Source organism: [Clostridium] hylemonae DSM 15053, assembly GCF_008281175.1.
Taxonomy (GTDB): Bacteria; Bacillota; Clostridia; order Lachnospirales; family Lachnospiraceae; genus Extibacter; species Extibacter hylemonae.
The window spans coordinates 3,115,249-3,136,262 of sequence record NZ_CP036524.1; the positions used below are offsets into that span (position 1 = coordinate 3,115,249).

At 47.1% G+C, this 21,014-nt stretch carries 28 protein-coding genes, 1 tRNA gene and 14 pseudogenes; 13 read left to right on the top strand and 30 right to left on the bottom strand.

Going from position 1 to position 21,014, the window contains the following annotated elements; genetic code table 11:
• Nucleotides 1-279: 279 nt before the first annotated feature.
• The 3 pseudogenes from LAJLEIBI_RS19650 to sdaAB all read right to left on the bottom strand — a co-directional run.
• Nucleotides 280-815, bottom strand: a pseudogene (locus tag LAJLEIBI_RS19650) (recombinase family protein).
• A gap of 18 nt (nt 816-833) precedes the next feature.
• A pseudogene (gene sdaAA, locus LAJLEIBI_RS19655) lies at nt 834-1,746 on the bottom strand (L-serine ammonia-lyase, iron-sulfur-dependent, subunit alpha).
• A 39-nt stretch (nt 1,747-1,785) separates the two neighbouring features.
• Nucleotides 1,786-2,445 (bottom strand): annotated as a pseudogene (gene sdaAB / locus LAJLEIBI_RS14575) (L-serine ammonia-lyase, iron-sulfur-dependent subunit beta); the annotation flags it as partial.
• 493 nt (nt 2,446-2,938) lie between these two features.
• On the opposite strand from sdaAB, the gene LAJLEIBI_RS14585 reads away from it, so the two are divergent.
• A complete protein-coding gene (locus LAJLEIBI_RS14585) occupies nt 2,939-3,280 on the top strand; it encodes a DUF4474 domain-containing protein (RefSeq protein ID WP_149301942.1) in 342 nt (113 codons plus the stop codon).
• A 44-nt stretch (nt 3,281-3,324) separates the two neighbouring features.
• Here the strand turns inward: LAJLEIBI_RS14585 and LAJLEIBI_RS18150 are convergent, their stop codons facing one another.
• A complete protein-coding gene (locus LAJLEIBI_RS18150) occupies nt 3,325-3,489 on the bottom strand; it encodes a hypothetical protein (RefSeq protein ID WP_205689559.1) in 165 nt (54 codons plus the stop codon).
• A gap of 17 nt (nt 3,490-3,506) precedes the next feature.
• On the opposite strand from LAJLEIBI_RS18150, the gene LAJLEIBI_RS19215 reads away from it, so the two are divergent.
• From LAJLEIBI_RS19215 to LAJLEIBI_RS14600, 4 genes and pseudogenes are all read left to right on the top strand, one after another.
• Nucleotides 3,507-4,007: a hypothetical protein gene (locus LAJLEIBI_RS19215; RefSeq protein ID WP_330580780.1), complete on the top strand. Its 501-nt coding sequence runs from the start codon at nt 3,507-3,509 to the stop codon at nt 4,005-4,007.
• Between the two features lie 32 nt (nt 4,008-4,039).
• Nucleotides 4,040-4,378, top strand: a complete 339-nt coding sequence (locus LAJLEIBI_RS19220; protein ID WP_330580781.1) for a hypothetical protein — start codon at nt 4,040-4,042, stop codon at nt 4,376-4,378.
• A gap of 140 nt (nt 4,379-4,518) precedes the next feature.
• Nucleotides 4,519-5,606: pseudogene (locus tag LAJLEIBI_RS19660) on the top strand (DUF4317 domain-containing protein).
• Nucleotides 5,607-5,667: 61 nt separating this feature from the next.
• Nucleotides 5,668-5,749 (top strand) — tRNA-Leu (locus LAJLEIBI_RS14600).
• 77 nt (nt 5,750-5,826) lie between these two features.
• On the opposite strand, the pseudogene LAJLEIBI_RS14605 reads toward LAJLEIBI_RS14600, so the two are convergent.
• The 5 genes and pseudogenes from LAJLEIBI_RS14605 to LAJLEIBI_RS18155 all read right to left on the bottom strand — a co-directional run bounded on the left by LAJLEIBI_RS14605 (nt 5,827) and on the right by LAJLEIBI_RS18155 (nt 7,803).
• Nucleotides 5,827-6,389: pseudogene (locus LAJLEIBI_RS14605) on the bottom strand (methylated-DNA--[protein]-cysteine S-methyltransferase).
• A 74-nt stretch (nt 6,390-6,463) separates the two neighbouring features.
• The gene (locus tag LAJLEIBI_RS19855) at nt 6,464-6,613 is read right to left on the bottom strand and encodes a heavy metal-binding domain-containing protein (RefSeq protein ID WP_149301943.1); all 150 of its coding nucleotides are present in this window, start codon (nt 6,611-6,613) and stop codon (nt 6,464-6,466) included.
• A gap of 30 nt (nt 6,614-6,643) precedes the next feature.
• Nucleotides 6,644-6,874: a hypothetical protein gene (locus LAJLEIBI_RS14615; RefSeq protein ID WP_149301944.1), complete on the bottom strand. Its 231-nt coding sequence runs from the start codon at nt 6,872-6,874 to the stop codon at nt 6,644-6,646.
• Between the two features lie 397 nt (nt 6,875-7,271).
• Nucleotides 7,272-7,649 carry a thioredoxin domain-containing protein gene (locus LAJLEIBI_RS14620; protein ID WP_149301945.1) on the bottom strand — a complete coding sequence of 126 codons (378 nt, stop codon included), beginning with the start codon at nt 7,647-7,649 and terminating at the stop codon, nt 7,272-7,274.
• Nucleotides 7,612-7,803: a hypothetical protein gene (locus tag LAJLEIBI_RS18155; protein ID WP_170254076.1), complete on the bottom strand. Its 192-nt coding sequence runs from the start codon at nt 7,801-7,803 to the stop codon at nt 7,612-7,614. Before LAJLEIBI_RS18155 ends, LAJLEIBI_RS14620 begins: the two co-directional genes overlap by 38 nt.
• 485 nt (nt 7,804-8,288) lie before the next feature.
• Here LAJLEIBI_RS18155 and LAJLEIBI_RS18240 point away from each other — a divergent pair, with 485 nt between their 5' ends.
• From LAJLEIBI_RS18240 to LAJLEIBI_RS14630, 4 genes are all read left to right on the top strand, one after another.
• Nucleotides 8,289-8,729, top strand: a complete 441-nt coding sequence (locus tag LAJLEIBI_RS18240) for an SH3 domain-containing protein (protein ID WP_205689561.1) — start codon at nt 8,289-8,291, stop codon at nt 8,727-8,729.
• Between the two features lie 108 nt (nt 8,730-8,837).
• Complete coding sequence (locus LAJLEIBI_RS19945; protein ID WP_465244965.1) at nt 8,838-8,939, top strand: SH3 domain-containing protein; 102 nt, start codon at nt 8,838-8,840, stop codon at nt 8,937-8,939.
• Nucleotides 8,936-9,016, top strand: a complete 81-nt coding sequence (locus LAJLEIBI_RS19860) for a hypothetical protein (RefSeq protein WP_205689608.1) — start codon at nt 8,936-8,938, stop codon at nt 9,014-9,016. The genes LAJLEIBI_RS19945 and LAJLEIBI_RS19860 overlap by 4 nt, the downstream gene beginning before the upstream one ends.
• Before the next feature lie 599 nt (nt 9,017-9,615).
• Nucleotides 9,616-10,404, top strand: coding sequence for a hypothetical protein (locus LAJLEIBI_RS14630; protein WP_149301946.1), 789 nt, complete (start codon nt 9,616-9,618; stop codon nt 10,402-10,404).
• On the opposite strand, the pseudogene LAJLEIBI_RS19665 reads toward LAJLEIBI_RS14630, so the two are convergent.
• The 10 genes and pseudogenes from LAJLEIBI_RS19665 to LAJLEIBI_RS18530 all read right to left on the bottom strand — a co-directional run bounded on the left by LAJLEIBI_RS19665 (nt 10,391) and on the right by LAJLEIBI_RS18530 (nt 15,264).
• Nucleotides 10,391-11,234 (bottom strand): annotated as a pseudogene (locus tag LAJLEIBI_RS19665) (DUF2238 domain-containing protein). The gene LAJLEIBI_RS14630 and the pseudogene LAJLEIBI_RS19665 sit on opposite strands and share 14 nt — an antisense overlap.
• A 25-nt stretch (nt 11,235-11,259) precedes the next feature.
• A pseudogene (locus LAJLEIBI_RS19670) lies at nt 11,260-12,199 on the bottom strand (SufB/SufD family protein).
• A 45-nt stretch (nt 12,200-12,244) separates the two neighbouring features.
• A pseudogene (locus tag LAJLEIBI_RS19675) lies at nt 12,245-12,911 on the bottom strand (ATP-binding cassette domain-containing protein); the annotation flags it as partial.
• 202 nt (nt 12,912-13,113) lie between these two features.
• Nucleotides 13,114-13,606: pseudogene (locus tag LAJLEIBI_RS18250) on the bottom strand (rubrerythrin family protein).
• A gap of 105 nt (nt 13,607-13,711) precedes the next feature.
• Nucleotides 13,712-13,894, bottom strand: a pseudogene (locus tag LAJLEIBI_RS19865) (rubredoxin-like domain-containing protein); the annotation flags it as partial.
• Nucleotides 13,895-13,984: 90 nt separating this feature from the next.
• Nucleotides 13,985-14,188 (bottom strand): iron hydrogenase small subunit, encoded by a 204-nt coding sequence (locus LAJLEIBI_RS19265; RefSeq protein WP_330580837.1) that lies wholly within the window; start codon nt 14,186-14,188, stop codon nt 13,985-13,987.
• Nucleotides 14,177-14,529: pseudogene (locus LAJLEIBI_RS19270) on the bottom strand ([Fe-Fe] hydrogenase large subunit C-terminal domain-containing protein); the annotation flags it as partial. The gene LAJLEIBI_RS19265 and the pseudogene LAJLEIBI_RS19270, both read right to left, overlap by 12 nt.
• 17 nt (nt 14,530-14,546) lie before the next feature.
• Complete coding sequence (locus LAJLEIBI_RS18520; protein ID WP_243133326.1) at nt 14,547-14,753, bottom strand: [Fe-Fe] hydrogenase large subunit C-terminal domain-containing protein; 207 nt, start codon at nt 14,751-14,753, stop codon at nt 14,547-14,549.
• Complete coding sequence (locus LAJLEIBI_RS19680; protein WP_334296343.1) at nt 14,750-14,920, bottom strand: [Fe-Fe] hydrogenase large subunit C-terminal domain-containing protein; 171 nt, start codon at nt 14,918-14,920, stop codon at nt 14,750-14,752. The genes LAJLEIBI_RS18520 and LAJLEIBI_RS19680 overlap by 4 nt, the downstream gene beginning before the upstream one ends.
• Nucleotides 14,842-15,264, bottom strand: a complete 423-nt coding sequence (locus tag LAJLEIBI_RS18530) for a 4Fe-4S binding protein (protein WP_243133350.1) — start codon at nt 15,262-15,264, stop codon at nt 14,842-14,844. The genes LAJLEIBI_RS19680 and LAJLEIBI_RS18530 overlap by 79 nt, the downstream gene beginning before the upstream one ends.
• A gap of 246 nt (nt 15,265-15,510) precedes the next feature.
• On the opposite strand from LAJLEIBI_RS18530, the gene LAJLEIBI_RS18535 reads away from it, so the two are divergent.
• The 4 genes from LAJLEIBI_RS18535 to LAJLEIBI_RS18550 are packed head-to-tail and all read left to right on the top strand — an operon-like array spanning nt 15,511 to nt 16,404.
• Nucleotides 15,511-15,726 (top strand): hypothetical protein, encoded by a 216-nt coding sequence (locus LAJLEIBI_RS18535; RefSeq protein ID WP_243133327.1) that lies wholly within the window; start codon nt 15,511-15,513, stop codon nt 15,724-15,726.
• An 8-nt stretch (nt 15,727-15,734) separates the two neighbouring features.
• Nucleotides 15,735-16,079 (top strand): metallophosphoesterase, encoded by a 345-nt coding sequence (locus LAJLEIBI_RS18540; protein ID WP_243133328.1) that lies wholly within the window; start codon nt 15,735-15,737, stop codon nt 16,077-16,079.
• A gap of 29 nt (nt 16,080-16,108) precedes the next feature.
• Nucleotides 16,109-16,249 (top strand): hypothetical protein, encoded by a 141-nt coding sequence (locus LAJLEIBI_RS18545; RefSeq protein WP_243133329.1) that lies wholly within the window; start codon nt 16,109-16,111, stop codon nt 16,247-16,249.
• The gene (locus tag LAJLEIBI_RS18550; protein ID WP_243133330.1) at nt 16,237-16,404 is read left to right on the top strand and encodes a hypothetical protein; all 168 of its coding nucleotides are present in this window, start codon (nt 16,237-16,239) and stop codon (nt 16,402-16,404) included. Before LAJLEIBI_RS18545 ends, LAJLEIBI_RS18550 begins: the two co-directional genes overlap by 13 nt.
• A 195-nt stretch (nt 16,405-16,599) precedes the next feature.
• Here the strand turns inward: LAJLEIBI_RS18550 and LAJLEIBI_RS19275 are convergent, their stop codons facing one another.
• From LAJLEIBI_RS19275 to LAJLEIBI_RS19875, 11 genes and pseudogenes are all read right to left on the bottom strand, one after another.
• Nucleotides 16,600-16,854 (bottom strand): DAK2 domain-containing protein, encoded by a 255-nt coding sequence (locus tag LAJLEIBI_RS19275; protein WP_149301947.1) that lies wholly within the window; start codon nt 16,852-16,854, stop codon nt 16,600-16,602.
• Complete coding sequence (locus LAJLEIBI_RS14665; protein ID WP_149301948.1) at nt 16,766-17,101, bottom strand: DAK2 domain-containing protein; 336 nt, start codon at nt 17,099-17,101, stop codon at nt 16,766-16,768. Before LAJLEIBI_RS14665 ends, LAJLEIBI_RS19275 begins: the two co-directional genes overlap by 89 nt.
• Nucleotide 17,102: 1 nt before the next feature.
• Nucleotides 17,103-18,043 (bottom strand): annotated as a pseudogene (locus LAJLEIBI_RS19685) (dihydroxyacetone kinase subunit DhaK).
• 87 nt (nt 18,044-18,130) lie between these two features.
• Nucleotides 18,131-18,752 (bottom strand): annotated as a pseudogene (locus tag LAJLEIBI_RS19870) (class II fructose-bisphosphate aldolase).
• Nucleotides 18,731-18,943: pseudogene (locus tag LAJLEIBI_RS19950) on the bottom strand (hypothetical protein); the annotation flags it as partial. The pseudogenes LAJLEIBI_RS19870 and LAJLEIBI_RS19950, both read right to left, overlap by 22 nt.
• Nucleotides 18,944-19,145: 202 nt before the next feature.
• The gene (locus LAJLEIBI_RS14695) at nt 19,146-19,706 is read right to left on the bottom strand and encodes an FGGY-family carbohydrate kinase (protein WP_149301952.1); all 561 of its coding nucleotides are present in this window, start codon (nt 19,704-19,706) and stop codon (nt 19,146-19,148) included.
• Complete coding sequence (locus LAJLEIBI_RS18160) at nt 19,649-19,864, bottom strand: hypothetical protein (protein ID WP_170254081.1); 216 nt, start codon at nt 19,862-19,864, stop codon at nt 19,649-19,651. Before LAJLEIBI_RS18160 ends, LAJLEIBI_RS14695 begins: the two co-directional genes overlap by 58 nt.
• 17 nt (nt 19,865-19,881) lie before the next feature.
• Nucleotides 19,882-20,217, bottom strand: a complete 336-nt coding sequence (locus LAJLEIBI_RS14700) for an FGGY family carbohydrate kinase (protein WP_149301953.1) — start codon at nt 20,215-20,217, stop codon at nt 19,882-19,884.
• A 51-nt stretch (nt 20,218-20,268) separates the two neighbouring features.
• Entirely contained in the window at nt 20,269-20,436 is a 168-nt protein-coding gene (locus LAJLEIBI_RS18165) for a hypothetical protein (RefSeq protein WP_170254083.1), read from the bottom strand.
• Between the two features lie 97 nt (nt 20,437-20,533).
• Entirely contained in the window at nt 20,534-20,734 is a 201-nt protein-coding gene (locus tag LAJLEIBI_RS14705) for a hypothetical protein (RefSeq protein ID WP_149301954.1), read from the bottom strand.
• Complete coding sequence (locus tag LAJLEIBI_RS19875) at nt 20,667-21,014, bottom strand: zinc-binding dehydrogenase (protein ID WP_149301955.1); 348 nt, start codon at nt 21,012-21,014, stop codon at nt 20,667-20,669. The genes LAJLEIBI_RS14705 and LAJLEIBI_RS19875 overlap by 68 nt, the downstream gene beginning before the upstream one ends.

Below are 21,014 nucleotides of genomic sequence, written 5' to 3' on the forward strand. Positions count from 1 at the left end.
CTTTCTAAATACTTATTTCCATATCTTTGTCCTGAGACAAAGGCCTTATTTCACGGCTTCCGGGCAGCCCGTAATATGGTAAAGTACACTTTAAAGTACTTCGAAAGAAGTGCTTTTTTATTTTGTAAAAATATAAAATCGCTATATATATTATAACCTTTCCTGTACTAAAAACAAGTATTTTACGTACTAAAGTGTACTTTTACATATTTTTATGTATTGCACATTTTCTTAAAGGTCGAGCAGCTTAACATGGTTGAAAAATAACTTCTGCTCACATCAAGCTGTTCCAGCCTGCTGGCATGTTATTTCCTTCTCCCGCCACTTAAGCACCGTTTCCCGAATCCATTGGGCAGCGGCTTTTTTTCTCCCGAACTTTACTCCGGCCTTTGCAGCCGCAATTCCTTCCGCCTGCCGCTGCCTGATATTTTCTCTCTGTCTGTGCCACATAGGACAGGATCTGCAGCACCAGATCCGCAATAAAAGTACCTGTAAGGTCCTCTCCTCTCGCCCTCGTATCAAGCAGGGCATGTCCAGGATAACTACATCGGCCCCAATCTTTTTGTCAGTATTCTCCACTGTTCCAATATCTCATCGTAATTCCTCCCAAGCCTGTCAATACTCTTTACGAATAAAACATCACTTTTTTTATTCGCCTCAGCAGCTTCTGATAAGCCGGACGCGCAAAGTCCTTTCCGCTTTGCTTGTCAATAAAAGGCGGCTCCGGGGATATGATATTCCGCCAGAGCCGCTAACTGCCTCGCTTCATTCTGATCTTTAGTCGATACCCTGATGTAGCCAAACGTATTTGACATGCGAATAACCCTCCTTATTCATATTGAGAAACTATTTTCAGTTATCTCTATTTTAGAAGAATTATTCCATAAATTACTACTGTAAATTTTTCCAACTTCCTGGCCTCTCGGACTTCCCGCCACTCCGCCTATACCTGTCTCACGCAGACTTACGTCCATCTTTTCACCGACTTCCCGCATGGCGTCGATGACCTGGTCCACCGGTATCTGACTCACAATGCCGCCAGTGACATGTCGGCTGCTGCCATGGCGTTCACCGCTCCGCCCACATTCCGCTTAACGCACGGTACTTCCACAAGTCCTCCTACCGGGTCGCACACAAGACCCATCAGGTTTTGAGCCATAGCACAGGCATGTCCGATCTGGTCAAAGCTGCCGCCGCGCACATAGGTGATGGCAGCCGCGGCCATTCCGGAACCGGATCCAACTCTGCCTGGCAGCCGCCGGAGGCTCCCGCGAGAAACGCCCGGTTTGCGATCACCTGCCCGATACCTGCCGCAACATACATGGCCTCTATCATCCTTTCTTCCGGCACATCATACTCCCTGAAATACGTCACGAGCACTGCCGGGAGCACCCGCAGGCCTGCGTGGGCGCGGCCACTATACGCTTCATGCAGGCATTATTGCATCCCATCTTTAATGCTGTCGTCATGACTTTCGCCATATAGCCGCCGCAAAGTGGTTCCCCTGTCTTTGCATACTCTTCCATAAGGCCGCCCTCTTTCCCCACAAGACCGCTTCTGGAGATGAGCCCCGGCTCATATGCGTCGACTCCGTCGAGCATAGCCTGCCACATATGCTTCATCTCTTTCAAGAATCTTTGGAGCGACATCACGCTCAGCCGCATCTTCTAACTGGACTGCCTTCCAGAAAGATATCTCTTCCTTCTCACATCTTGCTCTGACCTCTTCTATTGATTGAAATGACATACGTTCTTCTTCCTCCCGCCGCTTATTTCTCTTCGATCTTCCATTTACATTCAGGAATGTGACATTGACGATTCCCTTTTCCTTCCAGCCGGTCGAGCGCGTCTCTTGACACGACCTGGTCGGTCTCCACTACCATGACCGCACAGCCGCCTTTCTTATCGCGGAACACCTGCATCGTAGCTATATTGATGTCCTCTTCGCTCAGGGACGCCGCAACTTCCGTAATACATCCCGGCTGGTCGATATTGCGCACAATGAGCGTATTGCTCTCGCCGCTGAAACTAACGTCTATACCGTCCAGTTTGCTGACACGTATTCTGCCGCCTCCGATAGAATATGCCTCGATCTTCATTTTCTCCGCGCCGTCTGCCTCCAGTATGATCTGCGCCGTGTTCGGATGCGCTCCCCTGATCTCCTTTTCTGAAATGGTAAACTCCATTCCTTCCTCCGCTGCGATCTCAAAGCTGCCGGGTATACGCATATCGTCAGGCTTCATCCCCAGAAGTCCGGCGACGATCGCCCGGTCTGTCCCGTGGCCTTTCCCCGTAGCCGCAAAGAACCGTGCAGATAGATCGTGGCTCTTCCCGGCCTTCTGCCAAATAACTGGGTGCTGATCAAGCCGATGCGTACCGCTCCCGCCGTGTGGGAACTGGACGGCCCCACCATCACCGGTCCCAGAATATCAAATATACTGCCCATGTTATAACCTCTCTTTTCTTAAGTTTTGCTTTCTTTTATTATACTTTGGTTCCGGGCGGTTTACAACGACTATTTCACCCTCCTGACCTGAGTCTGCCAAGACACCCTTTCCACAGATTTCACATAATATGCATTAACTACTATATTTATGAGAGAAGGCACATTGGTATGTATTTTTATTTCCCCTGCTGCTCCTGTTTTTGATGGCTGGCAGTTATATTTCATTTTCGTAAAAAAAGAATCATCTGTAAAATAAAATGTATGTGTACTGAAGAAAAGCTGGAACTGCTCAACGAAATTACCGCCCCTTTGGTTTCAGCTATGAATTATGCCATGATGTTTTACTTCCCGTACAGATGCATGGCAGAAAGAATTCGGATACAGCGGTCTCTACGATAAAACGCCGTTCATTTTAATATGGTGTTCGACTGCGAACCTGTTTATTTTGATCACAACGGACGTACCTGGCTGATCGAATTCTGGAAGGGCCAGTATGGCATCAATATCGGCAGTGAGATCGGCATCTATCAGGCAGAAGATATTATTCCCCTGCCGAAAGAAAAATGTACTGTTTCACGCTGTACCGGAAAAGGATATGGTCTCGTTCTCTGTCCGTCTGTTCAACGGCACTTCTCTTCTATATTCCCTGTCCCGCCGGAAACACTGGTGGCTTGCCGGCTTCAGCATGGGATGTTATTCTGTGCCCGAACTGCTGAAAATGGAGATCACCATATCCTTCGGAAACCGGCAGATGATGCATGCCTTTCTGGGCGGTATGAAAAGACCGGATACCGTCCAGGCGAGATCAGCATATGTGGTAATTTGTCTCCTTTGATTTCGACAGGCCCAAAACACGGCAGCCCCGCATGTCACATCTTCTCAACTCGGCATGGGCTCTGGAAAGACCGGCTGTTCCTCTTTCTCTACTGCCGGGTCACGAAAGTATTCTGCCACACACTTGATAAACTCCTGTACCTGTATGAGTATCTGCCGTTCGTCTTCCGTCACATGATGCGCATTCACTGCTATTCCCACCGCAGACACCAGAGGAGGAAACGATCATGAGCACAGCCGCCCGCCTGGACTTAGCTTTTAAAAACGCCCCTGTGCTGCCTTTGGAGCCTGATTCCAAATATGTACTGTTCAGTGACTGTCACAGAGGGACGGGTACTTCAAATGATAATTTTCTAAAGAATCAAAATTTATATTTTGCAGCACTTAAACATTATTATGACCGGCAGTTCACTTATATTGAGCTTGGAGACGGAGATGAATTGTGGGAAAACCGGTCTGTGGAGCAGATAAAATCTATCCATGACAATACGTACTGGCTCCTGTCGCTCTACTACAGGCAGAAACGGCTCTGGATGCTCTACGGCAACCATGATCTCGTAAAACGGAATCCCCGTTACTCAAAACAACATTTTTCTTCATATATTTGCAGTACAAACAAGACCGAGCCGTTGTTTCCCGGCGTCACCTTCTATCAGGGATTAATATTGAAAGACTCCTCGGCACAAGAGACGTCTACCTCACGCACGGCCACCAGGCTGATGATCTGAATTCGGTCCTCTGGAAGCTCTCCCGCTTCCTCGTGCGCTACATCTGGAAACCGCTGGAACATATCGGCTTTCTGGACCCCACAAGTGCGGCGAAAACAACACAAAGAAGAGAAAACAGAGCGGCTGCTCACAGACTGAGCTGGACAACGGAATCCTCATCATATCCGGTCACACACCGGCCGATGATCGGTACAAAAGAATCCCCGTACTTTAATACCGGAAGCTGCGTACATCAAAGGTGCATTACATGCATTGAGATCACAAACCGTTGCATGACCCTCGTAAAATGGACGCTGCGCACGCGGGACGACATGACGCTCTATGTCGGAAGAGAAGAACTCGCAGGCCCCGTCTGCATAGACGAATATTGACCGCCCGGCTGTAAATTTCCGGTAACCGCAAAAGACACCGCCGCCCATCTGCAGGTTGTCAAATCACCCGGGATATGATAAGATTGTGTACAGTTTTTTAGAAGGAAGTGTTGCGCAATGAATAAAAAGAAGTACTCGAGATCCGCAAGCAGTTTTCACCGGAGAACTGCACGATCACCGAATCTGCGGCTGTTATGTAGACCATGAAAACAGAAGATACTGGAACTTAAGAAGGCATTTTTTTCCATGCCGGAGGATGAGGCTTTAAATATTTCGATATATTTAAAAGACTCTCCGCACGATCGGAAAGAATCTCATGAATATGGAATTTCCTCTTGACCAGGAAAAGCCGGGGGGCACGCAGGACTTTCTGCTCAAACTGCGCGACAGCCGCCTGGAAGATGAGATGATCGTCGAAGAATTCTATGATAAAGTCATTGAGAATTACATTTATGCCGAGAACTATTATATCATTCTCATCCATGCCGCCTATGATATACCCGGGAAAGCGTCCGATAACATGGAAATGTTTGACGCCTCGGACGAAGTATACGAGCATATCATGTGCAGTATCTGCCCGGTCAATCTGTCCAAGGCGGGCTTAAGCTACAACGCCGCGACAAACAGCATCGAAGACCGCATCCGCGACTGGATCGTGGACGCTCCTGCAAAGGGATTTCTTTTCCTGCCTTTCAGGACCGTTCTTCCGATATACATAATATCTTATACTACTCAAAAAAGCCGGAAGAACTGCAGCCCGACTTTATTGAACATGTGCTCGGCAGTACGATACCGCTTACGGCCAAAGACCAGCAGGAGACTTTCCACGCCATCGTAAGCGATACGCTCGGGGAGGAATGCGATTATGAGGTTGTCCGCAATATACACGATAATCTGACGGAGCTTATCGAAGAGCATAAGGAAGCGCCGGAGCCGCTTGAGCTTTCACGCCCGGATGTGAAACGCCTTTTGAAAAAAGCGGTGTCCCAGATGAACGGATGGAATCTTTTGACCGTGACTATGAGGAGATCATCGGAGAAAAGAACTCACTTCTCGCTTCCAATATTGTAAATACGAAAACATTCCAGATCGAGACGCCGGATGTGATCGTAAAGTCAACCCGGAACGTTCCGACCTTGTTGAGACGAAGCTGATCGACGGCAGAAAGTGTCTTGTGATCGCGATAGACGACCATCTGGAAGTGAACGGGATCGAGATCGTAAAATAATTTAAAAAGTGCAAAAAAACATTTGCCATATCGCATAATGTATGGTAGAATATTTTTGCGAGCGGAGATGGCGGAATGGCAGACGCGCTAGATTCAGGTTCTAGTGGGAGTTATCCTGTGAGGGTTCAAGTCCCTTTCTCCCACTGGAAAAAGCACCAAACACCGTAGTATTCACGGCATTTGGTGCTTTTCACATATTTTCAAAACGAGACAAGCAATTTTATTTACCGTCAGCTCTTAGTTTCTTATAATGCACTCCCTTACCAGGTACATACAGCCGTGACAGATCCGCTCCTTCCAGTTCAAGTAGCTTCACCTTTGTTTGAATGCCTCCGGCATACCCTGTCAGACTGCCGTCGCTCCTGCCACACGGTGGCAGGGAATGATGATAGATATGGGATTATGGCTCACCGCGCCTCCCACTGCCTGGCTTGACATCGCCTCTCTGCCCATCTTTTCTGCCATCCTTTTGGCGATGCTTCCGTAAGTAACCACCTCACCGTATGGAATTTCACATAGAATCCGCCATACTTCCTGACGGAATTTACTGCCGGCAGCAGACAATTCGGAGATATCCGGCTTTCTGCCTGCAAAATATCTGTCCAGCCAGCTCTTCACAGCGTCAAATACCGGCTGTCTGTTATTCTCTGTCATATCCTCACGTATGGAACCTCCGAAATATTTCTGCCCCTCCAGCCACAGGCCGGCAAGACTGCTGCCACTTTCACCGCAGGCCAGTGTGATCATCCCGACCGGCGATGGATATGTAGTTGAATAATACATATGATACCTCCTTTAACACATGCCACAAAATGCCCTTTATACGGCACTGGTCCATAAATGCAGTACCTCCGGTGTTACTCCTCAATCTTTTCTATAACTACTGCTGTTCCGCTTACTATAGCAGCTGCTATCACATCAGAAATGGACGTGATATCAAAATCTATTCCAATAATTGCATTCGCCCCTTTACAACTGCCTGATCGATCATTTTTCCTGGGCCGCATATTTGGCTCTGGACAATGAATTATCTATATTTATAAAGTGACCCACCGAATATTCCCCATGCACAATATCAATATACCTGCTGATCCTGTATCCTCAAAATTGTAACCCGTGGTTACCATCAGTTTGTTTTTCTCGCTTGCTGCTCCCTGTGTATTTCTGCTTCTTCCAATTTCCTCTGCGTCATACATTGTCTGTTGTCTTCTAATTTTTAAATTCTTCTTCAACAGCTTTGACAGCTTCCTGGGGCTGTTCTCAGCCATTTTATTTTTTATATTATCTTGTGCCTTCTGAATCTGTTCCGCGTTCTCTGCCTTTTGATCTTTTCAAACATATCGGCACACTGATAACAGCCATATAAACCGTACGGAAGCTTATACTTATTCTCCAAAATGAATCGCTTATCTTTCTACCGCAAATGCAACAATTTGGCATGACATCTGTTCTCCTTTTCCCGGTATATAATTTTGTTAACGTATAACTAAATCTTAACATATTATTCCGGCTATTACGACAAAATAAGACAGGGCACCTTTTCCCAGGTACACCCTGTCTCTTTACTTTGCTGCACCTTCTGCGCTATCCGCTGCTACCAGGAGCCTCAGCCGACGCCGCAGTCTGCCGGATGGTCATTTACACATACTTTGCTGTGATACTTTTCTATCTCTGTATTCCAGAACTCTTTATCCTTCGCTCCTGCATACGCATCACCAAGCACTGTTCCGTCCCGGCCGACCATGAGGTTACCGGAGCATCGCCATATTTGCTGAGAACATTCTTCTCCATCTCTTCCGAGGCTATCATCTGCACATAGTCGGCATTAACCTCTGCTGCTGCAGCCTCAGCCTCGGATTCATTATCTGCATTAACACCTCTTACAATGCCGAGGATCTGTACGCCTTTTCCCGCATATTCTCTTCCGATCTCTCCGGCTTCCATCTCTCCTTTGCAGGAATCACAGGATAAATCCCATATATTTACGACCGTAAGTTCCGCCTGGTCAAATATAGTATTCGTGTTTGTCTTTATACCGTTCAATGCGTCTGCTCCGTAGTTTCCAAACTCCTCCTTTTCTCCTCTGTCCTGGCTTCCGGATCCTTTTCTCCGCTTTTTTGTCTGTCGCGGCAGGACTCTGACAGGCTGCCAGAAGCAGCGCTGCCGCCATAACGGCGAGCAATACTTTAGCCTTCATATGTCAGTCCCTCCACAATGATCCTTTACTCCAAAGGATTCTGGCAAGTTTCAGCTTCAGCGTATCCGCAATACTGACTCCTTTTCCCGGCAGAACGATTTTTCCCGTCTCGCTCGGGATAGTCCTGTAACCTATTTCTTCCAGATTTTCATTTCTTCCTCGTCAGCAAACCTTGCTGACATCTCCACATAGGAGCCGCCTCATGTATTGCACACCGTCGGCTCCACGACGATATCCCTGTATTGTTTTTCTTCCATATATTCCTTCAAACTGTTATCCATTACAACATTCATGACTGTTACCTCCTTTTTCATTATGCGTTCATGATATCAGATTTAAAACCAGACTTCTGTGATTACGTCACATTAAGCTCCAAATAATATGCCGGACTTACGTAATATTTGTTCAATAGCCGTAAAAATACGGCATCCTTTTCCTCATTGACTTATAATTTATTAAAATATACTTATATCAAGGGGAATCTTATGAAACGTAAGAAAATCTGTACCGTAACGCTGGCTGTACTAAGCGGTGTCGTTATTCTATCGCTCGGGACATTTATCACTTCCTTTGCCAAAGAAGACAGTTCCGGCAGTCAGGTGACTACGATGGCTGCGACTGCCAATCTCAATCTGCGCGATGACGCAGGACTCCACGGAAAAGTGATCACGGTTATGCCAAAAGGAGCCTCTGTGGAAGTCTACAGCATGACCTCAGCCGGATGGTACAACGTAAAGTACAAAGATCAGACCGGTTATGCATACTATGTATATCTGAATTTTGAGGGGACAGACAAAGGCACTGTCAACGACGGAAAGGTTACTCATATGTATGCCACAGCTCCGCTAAATGTCCGCTCTAAACCAAATACGGGCAGTGCGATTCTTGGAAGCTTTAAAAGGAGATGCCGTCACGGTAGTGAGTAAGCATGACGGTTGGTTTAAAGTGATTTTAACGGAAAGCAGGGGTACTGCCACGGCGGCTACCTCGATTTTGGAAAAGGGGATCCTTCTGTCACAGCAGATGAGAGCACTATGAATGATATGACCACATCAGCCCCGCTGAACGTCCGCGACCGTCCGAGCATGAAGGGTAAGATCATCGGCTCTTTCAAAAAAGGGAAACTGTCAAAGTGATCGGTCAGGAAGGCGACTGGCTGAAAGTAAAATATAAGAGCACGACCGGTTATTCCCATGTTGACTACTTAAAATAAACAGCCGGAAATAACGCGCAGTTCCCCAAGTGAAACTGCGCGTTATTTTATGCGTTTCTATCTCTATCCACAGTGACGTACAGACCGCTATACTTGTCTCATCTTCACATCAACCGCTTCTTTTCTGGCATTGTGCTCCTGGTTCTGATTCTCAGGCTTCACCTTTTCTGTGACGCTGTTGAACTTCTCCAGATTCTTTTCTGATTCTGCTTTTCCTGTCTCTTCTTGTCCATATTATCACCTCATAAACAGTGTTTCTCCGCAATACATATATTATACTGTATACTTTTTCCACAGAAGTACATGCTATATAAAAAGGAGTGTTGACATGAAAGACCTTTCAGAATTAAAACTGGACCTTACACCAGAAGCCCTTCGCAGCTTAGCTGACAGAAAATCAAAAACCGGACAGAAAGTACGAGTGATATCACGATTCCATTTCCGGAAGAACTGCTGCAGAAAACCGGTCAGGAAGACAAGACAAAGGGATAACATTTAAATTTTTAAGAAAACCTTATAAGTTTGTGAAGCTTCTGTATTCCCTCTTGAGAAATTTCTTCAAAAGATATAGAATAAAACTCATTGTTAGGAGGGATCACATGAATAAATATATTGATAAGGATTATGACAAACATTTTGACGATGATTTTGAAGTGATTTACGACGCCCTGGACGAGCTGGATGAATATATAGACTATGATGATGACTATGAGGCAGATGCCTTTGAAGACGATACGTATTCTGACGACGCATCCGGGAGGACGTCCAAAGAAACAGACAGCCCGGCCGGCAGAAAGAGCAGGAAACAGGACGGGAAAACGGCAGCAGCAATAAGTCCGCGGATAAAAGGACGGCAGGAAAAAAACCGGCGGAATCTGCCCAATCTGCTCTCCCCTGCCGCAAAGACAGTCAAGGCCGGCGGGAAAGCGGCAGGCAGTATCATCCGCACGGTCTTAAAAGCCGCATCCTTACTGCTTACGGCAATCATTATAGTCCTGCTCGCTGTCAGCTTCTGGAAAGGGCATACGGTGTACGGGAATCCCGCAGCAGCCGTCGCAGAAAAGAATTATGGACTTGCCGCCTACTTTGGCTTTGCCGCCCTGCTGCTTCTCTTTGAACTGATTTCTTTCTTCTGGATCCTATCCGGACAGAAGATAAAGGATGGCCGCAGAATTCGGAAACTTGATACAGGAAGAGGATTATGTTCCTTCGTCATCATCTATGCCGGTTCCTTTCTTTCCAGTTCCTTTGGCAGCCTCATTCCTGAAGCGCCCAGGCTGAGCGGTAAAGGAGCCGTAACAGTCTACGGCTCCCTCGATCAGACGCTGTTTATTTTATGCGCCGCAGGTCTTGTCAGCTGCCTTGTGCGCAAATTTATTTTTCATTAGCCTTTTCATCCTCAGCTTCCGCCTGCTGCAGAAAGTCTGCATCTTTCGTTTTAAGTCTGGGGATGAATCTTTTGCGAATTTCCTTTTCCTCTGTTCTTTACATAAAAATATCCGATCACTGAAAATACGACCGCCCCTGCAAAGTTTACGAGCAGATCTTTCATCGTATCGATAAGACCGATATCCAGGTAGCCGCCGAGTCCGAGACTCTGGCCGTTTACCGCGGCGTCCGTAATGTTTTCTATAACTTCCGGGTGGTTTCCGCCGGCCGGGTCCAGCATTACAGATGATATCGTGTGCACTATCGTATCCTTCTGCATGTCAAAATGGAATATCTGGTCCATACCGAACTCAAAGAACTCCCAGATCACACCAATGGTCATGGAAAAGCAGAAGGCGACTATCGCTACAAATACCGGGGACAGCCTGATGGAAGCGCTCATTCCGGTTCAGTATATCTACGAGCGCAAACCCGATGGCTGCCATCAGAAACCCGTTCAGCGTGTGCAGCAATGTGTCCCACGCGGGGAATTTGATATAATAAGCCTGAATCTCCCGAGTATCTCTGCTGCAAATATGAACAGCAGAATGATGATCTCCAGTGCAGTAGGCAGCTCTATTTTCAGATTTACCTGCACAAAACTGGGGACTATGAGGAGAATCAAAGTTAATATACATAGAAATACATTTTCAAAATTACCATTAAATATCTGCAGTATCATTATTAGAATAACAAGTGCCCGCAGTGTCACGAATACCATAAAAGAGCTTTTGTGCTCTCTCAGTTCCATTTTGAGGGCCCTGCCCATGATCTTGATCTTATTCATCATTTTCTTCATATGTTCTTCATCCTATTTATGCCTGCTGCAGACTATTCCAAAAGTTTTCTATTATGACTCCTTCCGCTTCCTCTTCCGTCATGCCGAGGGTTCTCAGCTTGATCAGCTGCTCATCATTGATACGCCCGATCGCCGCTTCATGTATGATCGCCGCATCGAGATGTCTTGCATTTATTTCCGGAATGGAGCATACTTCCGCCTTATCCATGATAATAGAATCACACTGTATATGGGCATGGCATCTTGCGTTTCCGACAGCTTTCGGGTGGAAGGTCTGTACGGAGCTTCCTTTTGCCACTGATCTGGACACGATCTGCGCAGAGCTCCCTCGCCGTTCATATTTACTTCCATGTCGGACTGGGCCGTCTGGCTGTCATGCGTCATCAATTTTCGACCACATAAAGCTTCGCGTCCTCTCCCATAATGACATCTGTAGTGCGGACCGTAGAGTCTACACCTTTGATCTGCGCTGTATCAAGCGTAAATACCGCGCCTTTGTCAAGTATGATCTTTGTCACAGGGTTCAGCACTCTTGCGCCTGTCCCTCCCCTTCTCCGTAATGCTTTTCCTCATAGCGGACATTTGCCCCTTTCCCAACGTGAAAGGTATGGATGCCGTCATGCCGGCTCTCGTTGCAGCCGCTGTTATGGATACCGCATCCTGCGATTATGGTCACGTCGGCCGTCTGCCACAAAGAAATCGTTGTAAACCTCATCCTTCATGCCGGTGGCATTGACTACGACCGGAATGTGCACCTGCTCGCCATTTGTATTTTCGTCTATATAAATGTCTATTCCCTGCCTGTCTGTCTTCTTCTTTATCTTAATATGCTCACTGTCGCCGTGGCACAGAGCCGTTCCGTTGTATCTCAGATTAAACGCGCCCTTCTGCCTGAATCCGGCTCCGTCGATCTGCTCGAGCACTTTCTCTACGATTTTGTCCAACTGCTTTCTCAACTTTAACTCCTCCTTCTTATTGGCCGTCCATACATGCACACTGTCCTCGCTCAGCAGACTCGGAAGAATCTCATCCCGTGTGCCGATGGCTCCGATCTTGCCGTTCTCGATCACCATGATCCTGTCCGCCATCTGAATGATTCTCTCCTGATGTGAGATAAGAATCAGGCTCTGTTCTTTCTTTTCATGGATCCGTTCAAACTGCTGTACAAGCATGGAGAAGCTCCACAAGTCGATCCCCGCCTCCGGTTCATCAAAATACAGAGCTTATGGGGTCTGGCAAGGACTGTTGCTATCTCAAGCCTCTTCATCTCTCCGCCTGATAAAGTAGCATCCACTTCTCTCGTGATATACTCCTGGCACAGAGCCCTACACTGCTCAGCATCCGGCAGCACTCCGGCTCAGTCAAAGACCGTCCGGCCGCCAGTGATAATAATTTATCAACTGTCATGCCCTTGAATCTGGGCGGCTGCTGGAACGCAAAACCAATGCCAGCCTCTGCCCTGTGGTTGATATCATAATCTGTGATATCCTCGCCGTCCAGAACGATCCGGCCTTCGTCAGCATCCTCTATCCCCATCAGCACCTTTGCAAGACTGGACTTCCCGCCCCGTTAGGCCGTGATCACAAGCATTTCCCCGTCTTCCACCTGAAAACTGATATCCTTGACAATACTTCTTTGCACACCATTTTCATCCACTTTGAATGTCAGGTTTTTACTTCAAGCATCCTTTGCATCGCTCCTTTATTTCTTATAAATTCCAGGAATCTTATATGTTCCCTACATTGATTTTTAACAGTACGAGACCATTATAATCTCTTTTATCCACATTATCAACAGAAAGGAATACAAAAGGGGACACGGCAAGAGTTGGGGACGGGGTTTTGAAAACCCCGTCCCCAGCCTATCCCCTTTAATAATTCTCTACTTTTCTTTCAAAGTATGCTCTTGAATATCCGCATGCCGGGCATCTCTCCGGCTTCCTCTCCTTCGTAGATGAATCCGCACTGGCGGCATTTCCATCAAGCGGTGCATCACCTTTAAACGTTTTTCTGCCTTCAATGTCTCCAGGATCTTAAGGTAACGTTTTCGTGGGAAGCCTCGACTTTGGCCACATTGTCAAACTTCACGGCCAGTGCCTCAAATCCTTCTTCTCTTGCCTCTTTTGCCATTCGTTTATACATATCTGACCATTCTTCGTTCTCGCCGTCTGCCGCAGTCTGTAGGTTCTCCGCAGTATCTCCCAGGCCGTGGAACTCGCTGAACCACATTTTAGCGTGCTGTCTCTCCTGCTCGGCGGTCTCTGTAAATATGGCCGCTGTCTGTTCCATTCCCTCCTGCCTTGCAATCTCCGCAAAGAAGGAGTATTTGTTTCTTGCCTGTGATTCGCCGGCAAATGCTTCCATCAGATTCTTCTCCGTCTTTGTTCCTGCATATTTTCCGCCGCCTGTCTTTTCTTCTTCCAGTCTGACAAATTTGTCAGCTCCCACCTTACATATCGGACACACTTCCGGTGGATTGTCTCCTTCGTGGATATAACCGCATACTGTACATTTGAATTTTGCCATAGTCTTGTTCTCCTTTTCTTTCTCTTTTTTATTAGTTGTATCATCTGACAAATTGTCTTGTTCCTGTCTTTGCCCAGCCTCACCCGCCGTCTCCCACGGAGAAGGCGTCAGCGGCTTTTCTTTCATTCCTGCCGTTCCCAGATCTGCGCTTCTGTCGTGATACTGTGTGTGCAGAGTTTCTCTGCCACCGCGCTTAACGGCTTTATGTAATATTCTTCATATACTTTTTTTGATATCCGGGTTCTCGTGACTGTACCGCAAGGTCATAGACGCATCTTTGTCATACAGCGCCATGATCCGCGCCTGTCTGACCGCATCGGTCATGGGCACCTCCGTCTTCGGCTGGCCTCCTCCTCCGATGCATCCGCCCGGACAGGTCATGATCTCCACAAAATCATAAGTCTGTTCCCCTCCGGTCATGCAGTCAATAAACTGTCTTGCATTTTCCAGACCGTGTATAACCGCCAGTTTAAGCGGCACTCCGGCAATGGCTACTTCTGCCTTACGTATGCCCGCCATGCCGCGCACCGGTTCCAGCTTCAGATAATCCTCAGGAGGATTCTCCCCGGTAATAAGGTAATAGGCCGTTCTGGCAGCTGCTTCCATGACACCGCCCGTGTTTCCAAATATAACACCAGCTCCCGATGCAGCCCCATCAAAGAATCGTAGGAACTATCCGGCAGATCTTTCAAGTCTATGCCTTCTTCTCTCATCCACCTTGCAAGCTCCCTCGTCGTGATGACATGATCCATATCTCTCATATCTTCTGCCCCATTACTTACAGCTGATATGTTCCTCTCGCCCTGCGTATCTCAAACTTCTTGGCTGTACACGGAGTCACGGCCACATTGACGATCTTGGCCGCGTCAAGATTATTCTGCTTCGCAAAATACGTCTTAATAGTCGGTCCCTGCATTCCGATAGGACTCTTAGCACTTGATATATGTGGAAGAATCTCCGGGTAAAATGTCTCGGCAAATTTCACCCACGCCGGACAGCAGCTTGTAAACTGCGGCAGCGGTTTTGTCTTTTCGTAACGCGCTCTACAAGTTCAGACGCCTCTTCCATGATCGTCAGGTCTGCGGCAAAGTTCGTATCGAGCACATAGTCTGCTCCAAGACTTCTAAGCGCAGCCACCATCTTGCCTTCCACAAAACTCCCAGCCGGATACCCGAACTCTTCCCCAGTCCGACCCGCACTGACGGAGACGTACTGAAAATAACGATCTTCTCCGGATCCTCCACTGCCTCTTTGACCTTTCTGTACTCATACACTTCCTTGATCGAATCCACCGGACAGACATTGGCGCACTGACCGCAATGTACACATATGGCAGTGTCATTCGTACTTTTCAGATCATAAAGACGGCCGACGGCAACTTCCCGCTCACACACCTGCCTGCACTGACCGCATTTGATACACAGGCTTTCCTCTCTTCTCACTGCTGGATTGTCAGATTCTATGGGAATCCTGATTTCCGCAAATTCGTGCTTCATTTTTCACCTCATCATTTCAATATTAGTAACTATTATTAATATAGCATATATTTCCAACAAACGCAAGGATAAAAATATATATTTTAATTATCGGCAAATCTTCTTTACTTATTAAAAGTTTAAGACAGCAGATCCATTTTGTCACATGATTGTCACAATTTTATCTTATACTAAGTCAGACAGCAGAAAACCGCTGTTACTCTGCGGCATATTATAGCAAACCCGCGATAAGGAGAAATATATAAAATGAAATTACTAAGAAATGTATTCCTGGTTCTGCTCCTCCTCATTCTGTCTGCAGCCGGCTGCGTATTTTACGCGTTCAAAATAGAACCTTACAGACTGAAGACCAATGAATACACCATAAATAAAACACAATCTGATTCAACGCCGGTAAAAATAATTCAAATTTCCGACTTACACATAAAGAAGATTTTACATGTAAGCGTCTGGAAAAAGTAGTAAATAAAGTGAACAGCCAGAATCCCGATATCATACTGTTTACAGGTGATCTGTACGATAACTACGCGGCATACAGCGATGATGAAAATATAACAGCCGCCTTACAGGAATTAAAGGCAGCGCATGGTAAGATCGCGGTGTGGGGCAACCGCGACTACGGCGGCGGAGCATCCAGACAATACGAATCTGTCATGCGGGAGGCCGGTTTTACCCTGCTGAAAAATGAAAATCTGTCCGTGACGCTGAACGATCAAAAAAAGATATTGTTCACCGGCCTGGATGATTCTCTGCTTGGTCGTCCTCTGATGCCGTATCTGCCGGATCAGACGATTCGGATTACAGTATACTGCTGACCCATGAGCCGGACATTATAGATGAATATATGGATAATAATTATGATCTTGTCTTAAGCGGGCATAGTCACGGCGGACAGATAAATATTCCTTTTCTGCCGGCTGTTAATGAAAAAGCCGTAGAGACGACCGCGCTTTCCACAAAATACAGCGGGGAATGTATCATCTGAAGGAAGACCCGGATACAACACTGTATGTTAACACCGGAATCGGAACCACTCATATTTCAGCCAGATTCGAGTGGTACCGGAAGTGGCAGTATTTTATGTCTGTCTATGACAGACATAGCCTTCAGTTAAAACCGTGCTCCGGCGAGGGCGAATAGAACAAAGCCGCTTTTGGGACTTCCGTCTCTTTACAGCGGCTTTATCGATTAAATTACTATTTTAACTTTTCCAAAACATATCTGCCAATATTTCTATTTGATAATACATTGTGACCGCACCCGGGTCTAAATGTCCTTCCCTTTATCCGCCTGGTAGACCGCCCTGCCAAAACCGCCCGCATGGATCTTGTAGCGTCAGCCCCTTTCTGGAAGCCTCTTTACCGCTTCCAGCACTTCACACTCCGGCTGATTCTCATCAAGGAGTCTCCTAAGTACATTTACTGCCGGGTCTAGGGCATCGATCATAGTTTTATGCCCCGGCCTGGCCCTCCTCTTGACATAATGGATTCGAGCATAGCTTTTAATATATTGTAAAAGTCTCAAGGTCGATTTCTTCCGTCCCCTCAAGCGCCTTTGATACGCTGATGTACGCCCCGCCGTACAGTACACCTGATGATCCTCCGATACCTGACATCAGCAGCATTCCACATCTTTTCATGAGCCCGCTTAAGTTTTCTTTTCTCAAGTCTTCGGCAGAATCCGTAAGCTTCTTAAATCCGGTATACATGTTTGCCCAATGGTCTCCGTCTCCGGTGGCGGCATCTAACTCTGTCACATAGTCTTTTTCCTGCTCCAGCTTTTTTAACACACGGCTAAAATAATCCAGATAGTCCTCCTTGCCCAGTACCGCTTTCATATCATGCCCTCCTTTTCCATGCCATTGTATCGCAGGGTGCTTCTAGCAACGGCTTCATCTCTTCATCAAGCCGCATAAGCGTCAGGGAACAGCCCGCCATCTCAAGAGAAGTAATATAATTCCCGACAAAGGTTTCATGGATCTTAACTCCCATGCTTTTCAGGAATATATGTGCCTCCCGGTTCAAAATATACAGCTCCATCAAAGGGGTTCCGCCGAGCCGTTGACCATCAGCGCAAATTCTGATCCTGTTTCTTTCAGATCATTCAGTATCCTGGACAGCAATACCCTGGCTGTTTCTTTTGCGGACATAAGCTTCACCCGCTTAACACCTGGTTCACCGTGAATTCCCATTCCAAGCTCGACCTCATCGTCCGCCAGTTCAAACCCAGGCCGGCCTATGGCAGGAATAGTACAGGATGACATTGCCATTCCCATTGTACGGACATTGTCCGCCGCCTTCTGAGCCAGCCGTCTTACTTCCTCAAGGGAATGCCCTGCTGCCGCAGCAGCCTGCCACCTTATGGACCAATATTGTACCTGCGATCCTGCGCCGGCCTGTAGATGTCGTACTGTCTTTGACAGACACATCATCTCTGACGATCACCGAAGCAGTGCTGATTCCTCCATATTTGCAGTTCCGCCGCCATAGAGAAGTTCATACAGTCACCGGAATAATTTGTTATGATAAGCAGCACTCCTTTTCCTGAATCAGCCGCCTTTATACCTGCCAATATTCTCTCCGGATCGGGAGGCGAATACATTTCCCGAGACAGCGGCATCAAGCATTCCTTCTCCTACATAGCCTGCATGCATAGGCTCATGGCCGCTTCCGCCTCCGGATACCACTCCCACTCTTCCCGTCTTGGTCCTCCTTGCTATAACACCCATATTCTCAATATAACATACATCCGGGTTAGCAGCCTGAATGCCTTCCAGCATCTCTTCCACTACCTTTTGCGGGTCATTTATGATCTTTTCATTATTATCACTCTCCTTTTCACCTGCATCCTTGTATCCCTGTGGATCTTATCTCATATGACTTCTTAACAGGGCAATGATCTCCTTTGACTTCTCCTTGATAATATCCTTGCTCATCTTTGCAAGGTCATGGTAGTAAACCGGATCTTCAGCACGCTGTACTGCCTCCATGAGAGGGCTTGCAGGAGCCGTGCCCACACTCGTATAATGGTTGATCTTTCTTACTCCATGGTCTACTGCCGCGAGCATCTGATCCTGGTCTACGCCTGAAGAGCCATGCATAACGAGATATGCGTCCGTCTCCTTATGTATATCAGTTAGCAGCTGGATATCAAGTTCCGGCTTGTCTACAAATACGCCATGCACTGTTCCAAAGAAACGGTGAGCATGTCCACACCTGTTTCCTCGACAAAACGTCTTGCTTCTTCCGGCTTTGTATAATAGTCTTTGATATTGATGATCTCCTTCCCGAATTCCGTACAGCCGCCCTGTCCTACAATATTACTCGGCATACACCCTACTTCACCTTCTACCGCTACCCCCATTTTGTGGGCAAGTTTTGTAAAACGACGCACTTCCTCTATGTTTTTTCCAGTGAAAGAACAGAGCAGTCATACATAATGGAATTAAACCCGGCACGCACTGCCTTTATCGCATATTCATAATCCATACCGTGGTCCAGATGGACCACGACCGAACTTTTGCTTTTACAGCTTCCTGAACGATCAGCGGACCAAACTCATCAATAGGAGCTACTGTTTCATGTACCTGTGCATGCCCCAGTATAACAGGGGCATTTAATTCCTCTGCCGCCTCAATGATTCCCCGAAGCCCTTCATAAGTAGTAGCATTAATGCATGCTACAGCGTAGTTTTATTTTCGGCATCCTTTAACATATCCTGTAGTGTAACGATCATAGTCTTAATCTCCTTTACTATTGCTGTCTTACTTTAAGTGGAACTGATATAATGTTTCATATAATTGTCTGTATTTTTCGTACAGTGTCATGTACTGTTCATGTCTGCCCTTATCCGGATAAAATGTTTTCTCTATTCTGGATGTTTTATGGAATGCTTCTTTTCATTTTGTATATCCCCAGTGCCGAAGCGGCAAGTAACATACACCCCTTTGCCCCGGCCTCTGTGTGCTCCATCCTGCACACCGGAAGTCCGAATACATCCGCGCGGATTCTGAGTGTTACATCTGATGCAGCTCCTCCTCCGGATACCCGGATCAATTCCGGATGAATTCCCATCTGGCCTAACGCCTCAAAACAGAGCTTCATATGGTATGCCATCCCTTCCTTAAAGCCGCCAAACAACTCACCGGGACTTGTGTGAATAGTAAGTCCCCATATCGTTCCTCTCGCCGCATAATCCACGTGAGGATTCCCGGAAGAACCAAAGTTCGGAATCACCAGAAGTCCTGTAGGGTCGTCCGGAACGCCCTCGTCAAGCAGTGAAAATCGATCATCCGCCATACGATCCGACAGCGCATACTTTTCATTCATAACGAAATCCCGGTACCAATTCATAAGGCTTCCACAATTTGTCATCACAAGATAGGTCAAATAAGAATCCTTGTGCAGATAAGGTACACAGGGCAGTTCGTTTTTATCATGCATTCATCTGTATGGATCCCGTCAAGCGGCACTGCCATTACCTCACACGTTCCCATACCATCACCGCATATGGCGGATTCCAACACTCCATTTCCGAGCGCGGCACACATCTGGTCATGCCCTCCGGCCACTATAACGGTCTTCTCTGACAGCCCTGTCAAAGCACATATCTCTGCTCTTATGTTTCCGATGATCTCCCGGAAGGGACCGGTTCGGACATCATCTCTTTATTGAGTCCCGCCAGTCCCAGCAGTTCCTCACACCACTCCTGCTTTCTGATATCAAAAGCCATACTCCTCGATGCTCCGGAATAGCTGATCTTTCTCTCTCCTGTCAGCATATATGCAACATAGTCCTCATACATGAACAGAAACCGGGTCTGTTCAAAGATATCTGTATGCTCCTTTGTCCAGATCATCTTTGGGAGGGCATACATCTCACTGGGACAGACCCCGGTAAGCTCAATCAATTCCTTTCGTCCATACTGTCTGACGATTCTTTTGCCCTCGCCGATCCCCGGTTATCTCCCGTAACCATGGAAGCGTTAAGCACCCTGTCATGCGCATCAACAGCTACAAATGACTCTCCAAGCTGCTATGGCAAATCCATCTATCTGTTCAGGACAAAGGACTGCGGCTTCCTCTAATACTTCTACCACCGCGCTCCAGACTTCCTGAGGATGGATCTCCTGATCCTGCCGGTCCGTATTCTTTATATTTTCTCTTGCTCTCACAGATCACGCTTCCGTCATTTCTAAATACAGCAAATTTCGTGCTGCTCGTTCCGATATCCAATCCTCCTATCGCCAAAATACCACGTCCTTTTCCTGCTTAGTCAAATGCAACGATCGTCTTTTTTTCTGTTTTTCCTTCCATAAACCGCCCGAATGCCTCCGGCATCTCATCGAGCGTAATAACTTCACCAACCAGCGGCCTGAGATCTACTTTCTGCGCCCCGATCATCTCAATGGACTGCTGCATCGTCTTTTGAAGCGCATAAGAGCCGATGATCTTTAGATCTCTGTAGTACACCTCTGTGGATCGATCTCGATCCTGCTGTGAACCGGGTAAGCCCCAAATGTAATAATTGTGCCGGTATCTGCGAGCAGGGAATTCCTGCCTCACATACTTTCGGAACGCCTGTAGCTTCTATAATAACGTCAAATCCATTCGGGGCTGTTTCCTGAGTTTTTATTCTGGTTTTATCTGCCAGCACAGTATAAGAGGCTCCCAGCTCCAGGGCCGTACGCAGCTGACTCTCCTTAAGGTCCACTATCGTCACTGTGGCAGCTCCTCTCTGCCTGGCGATCAT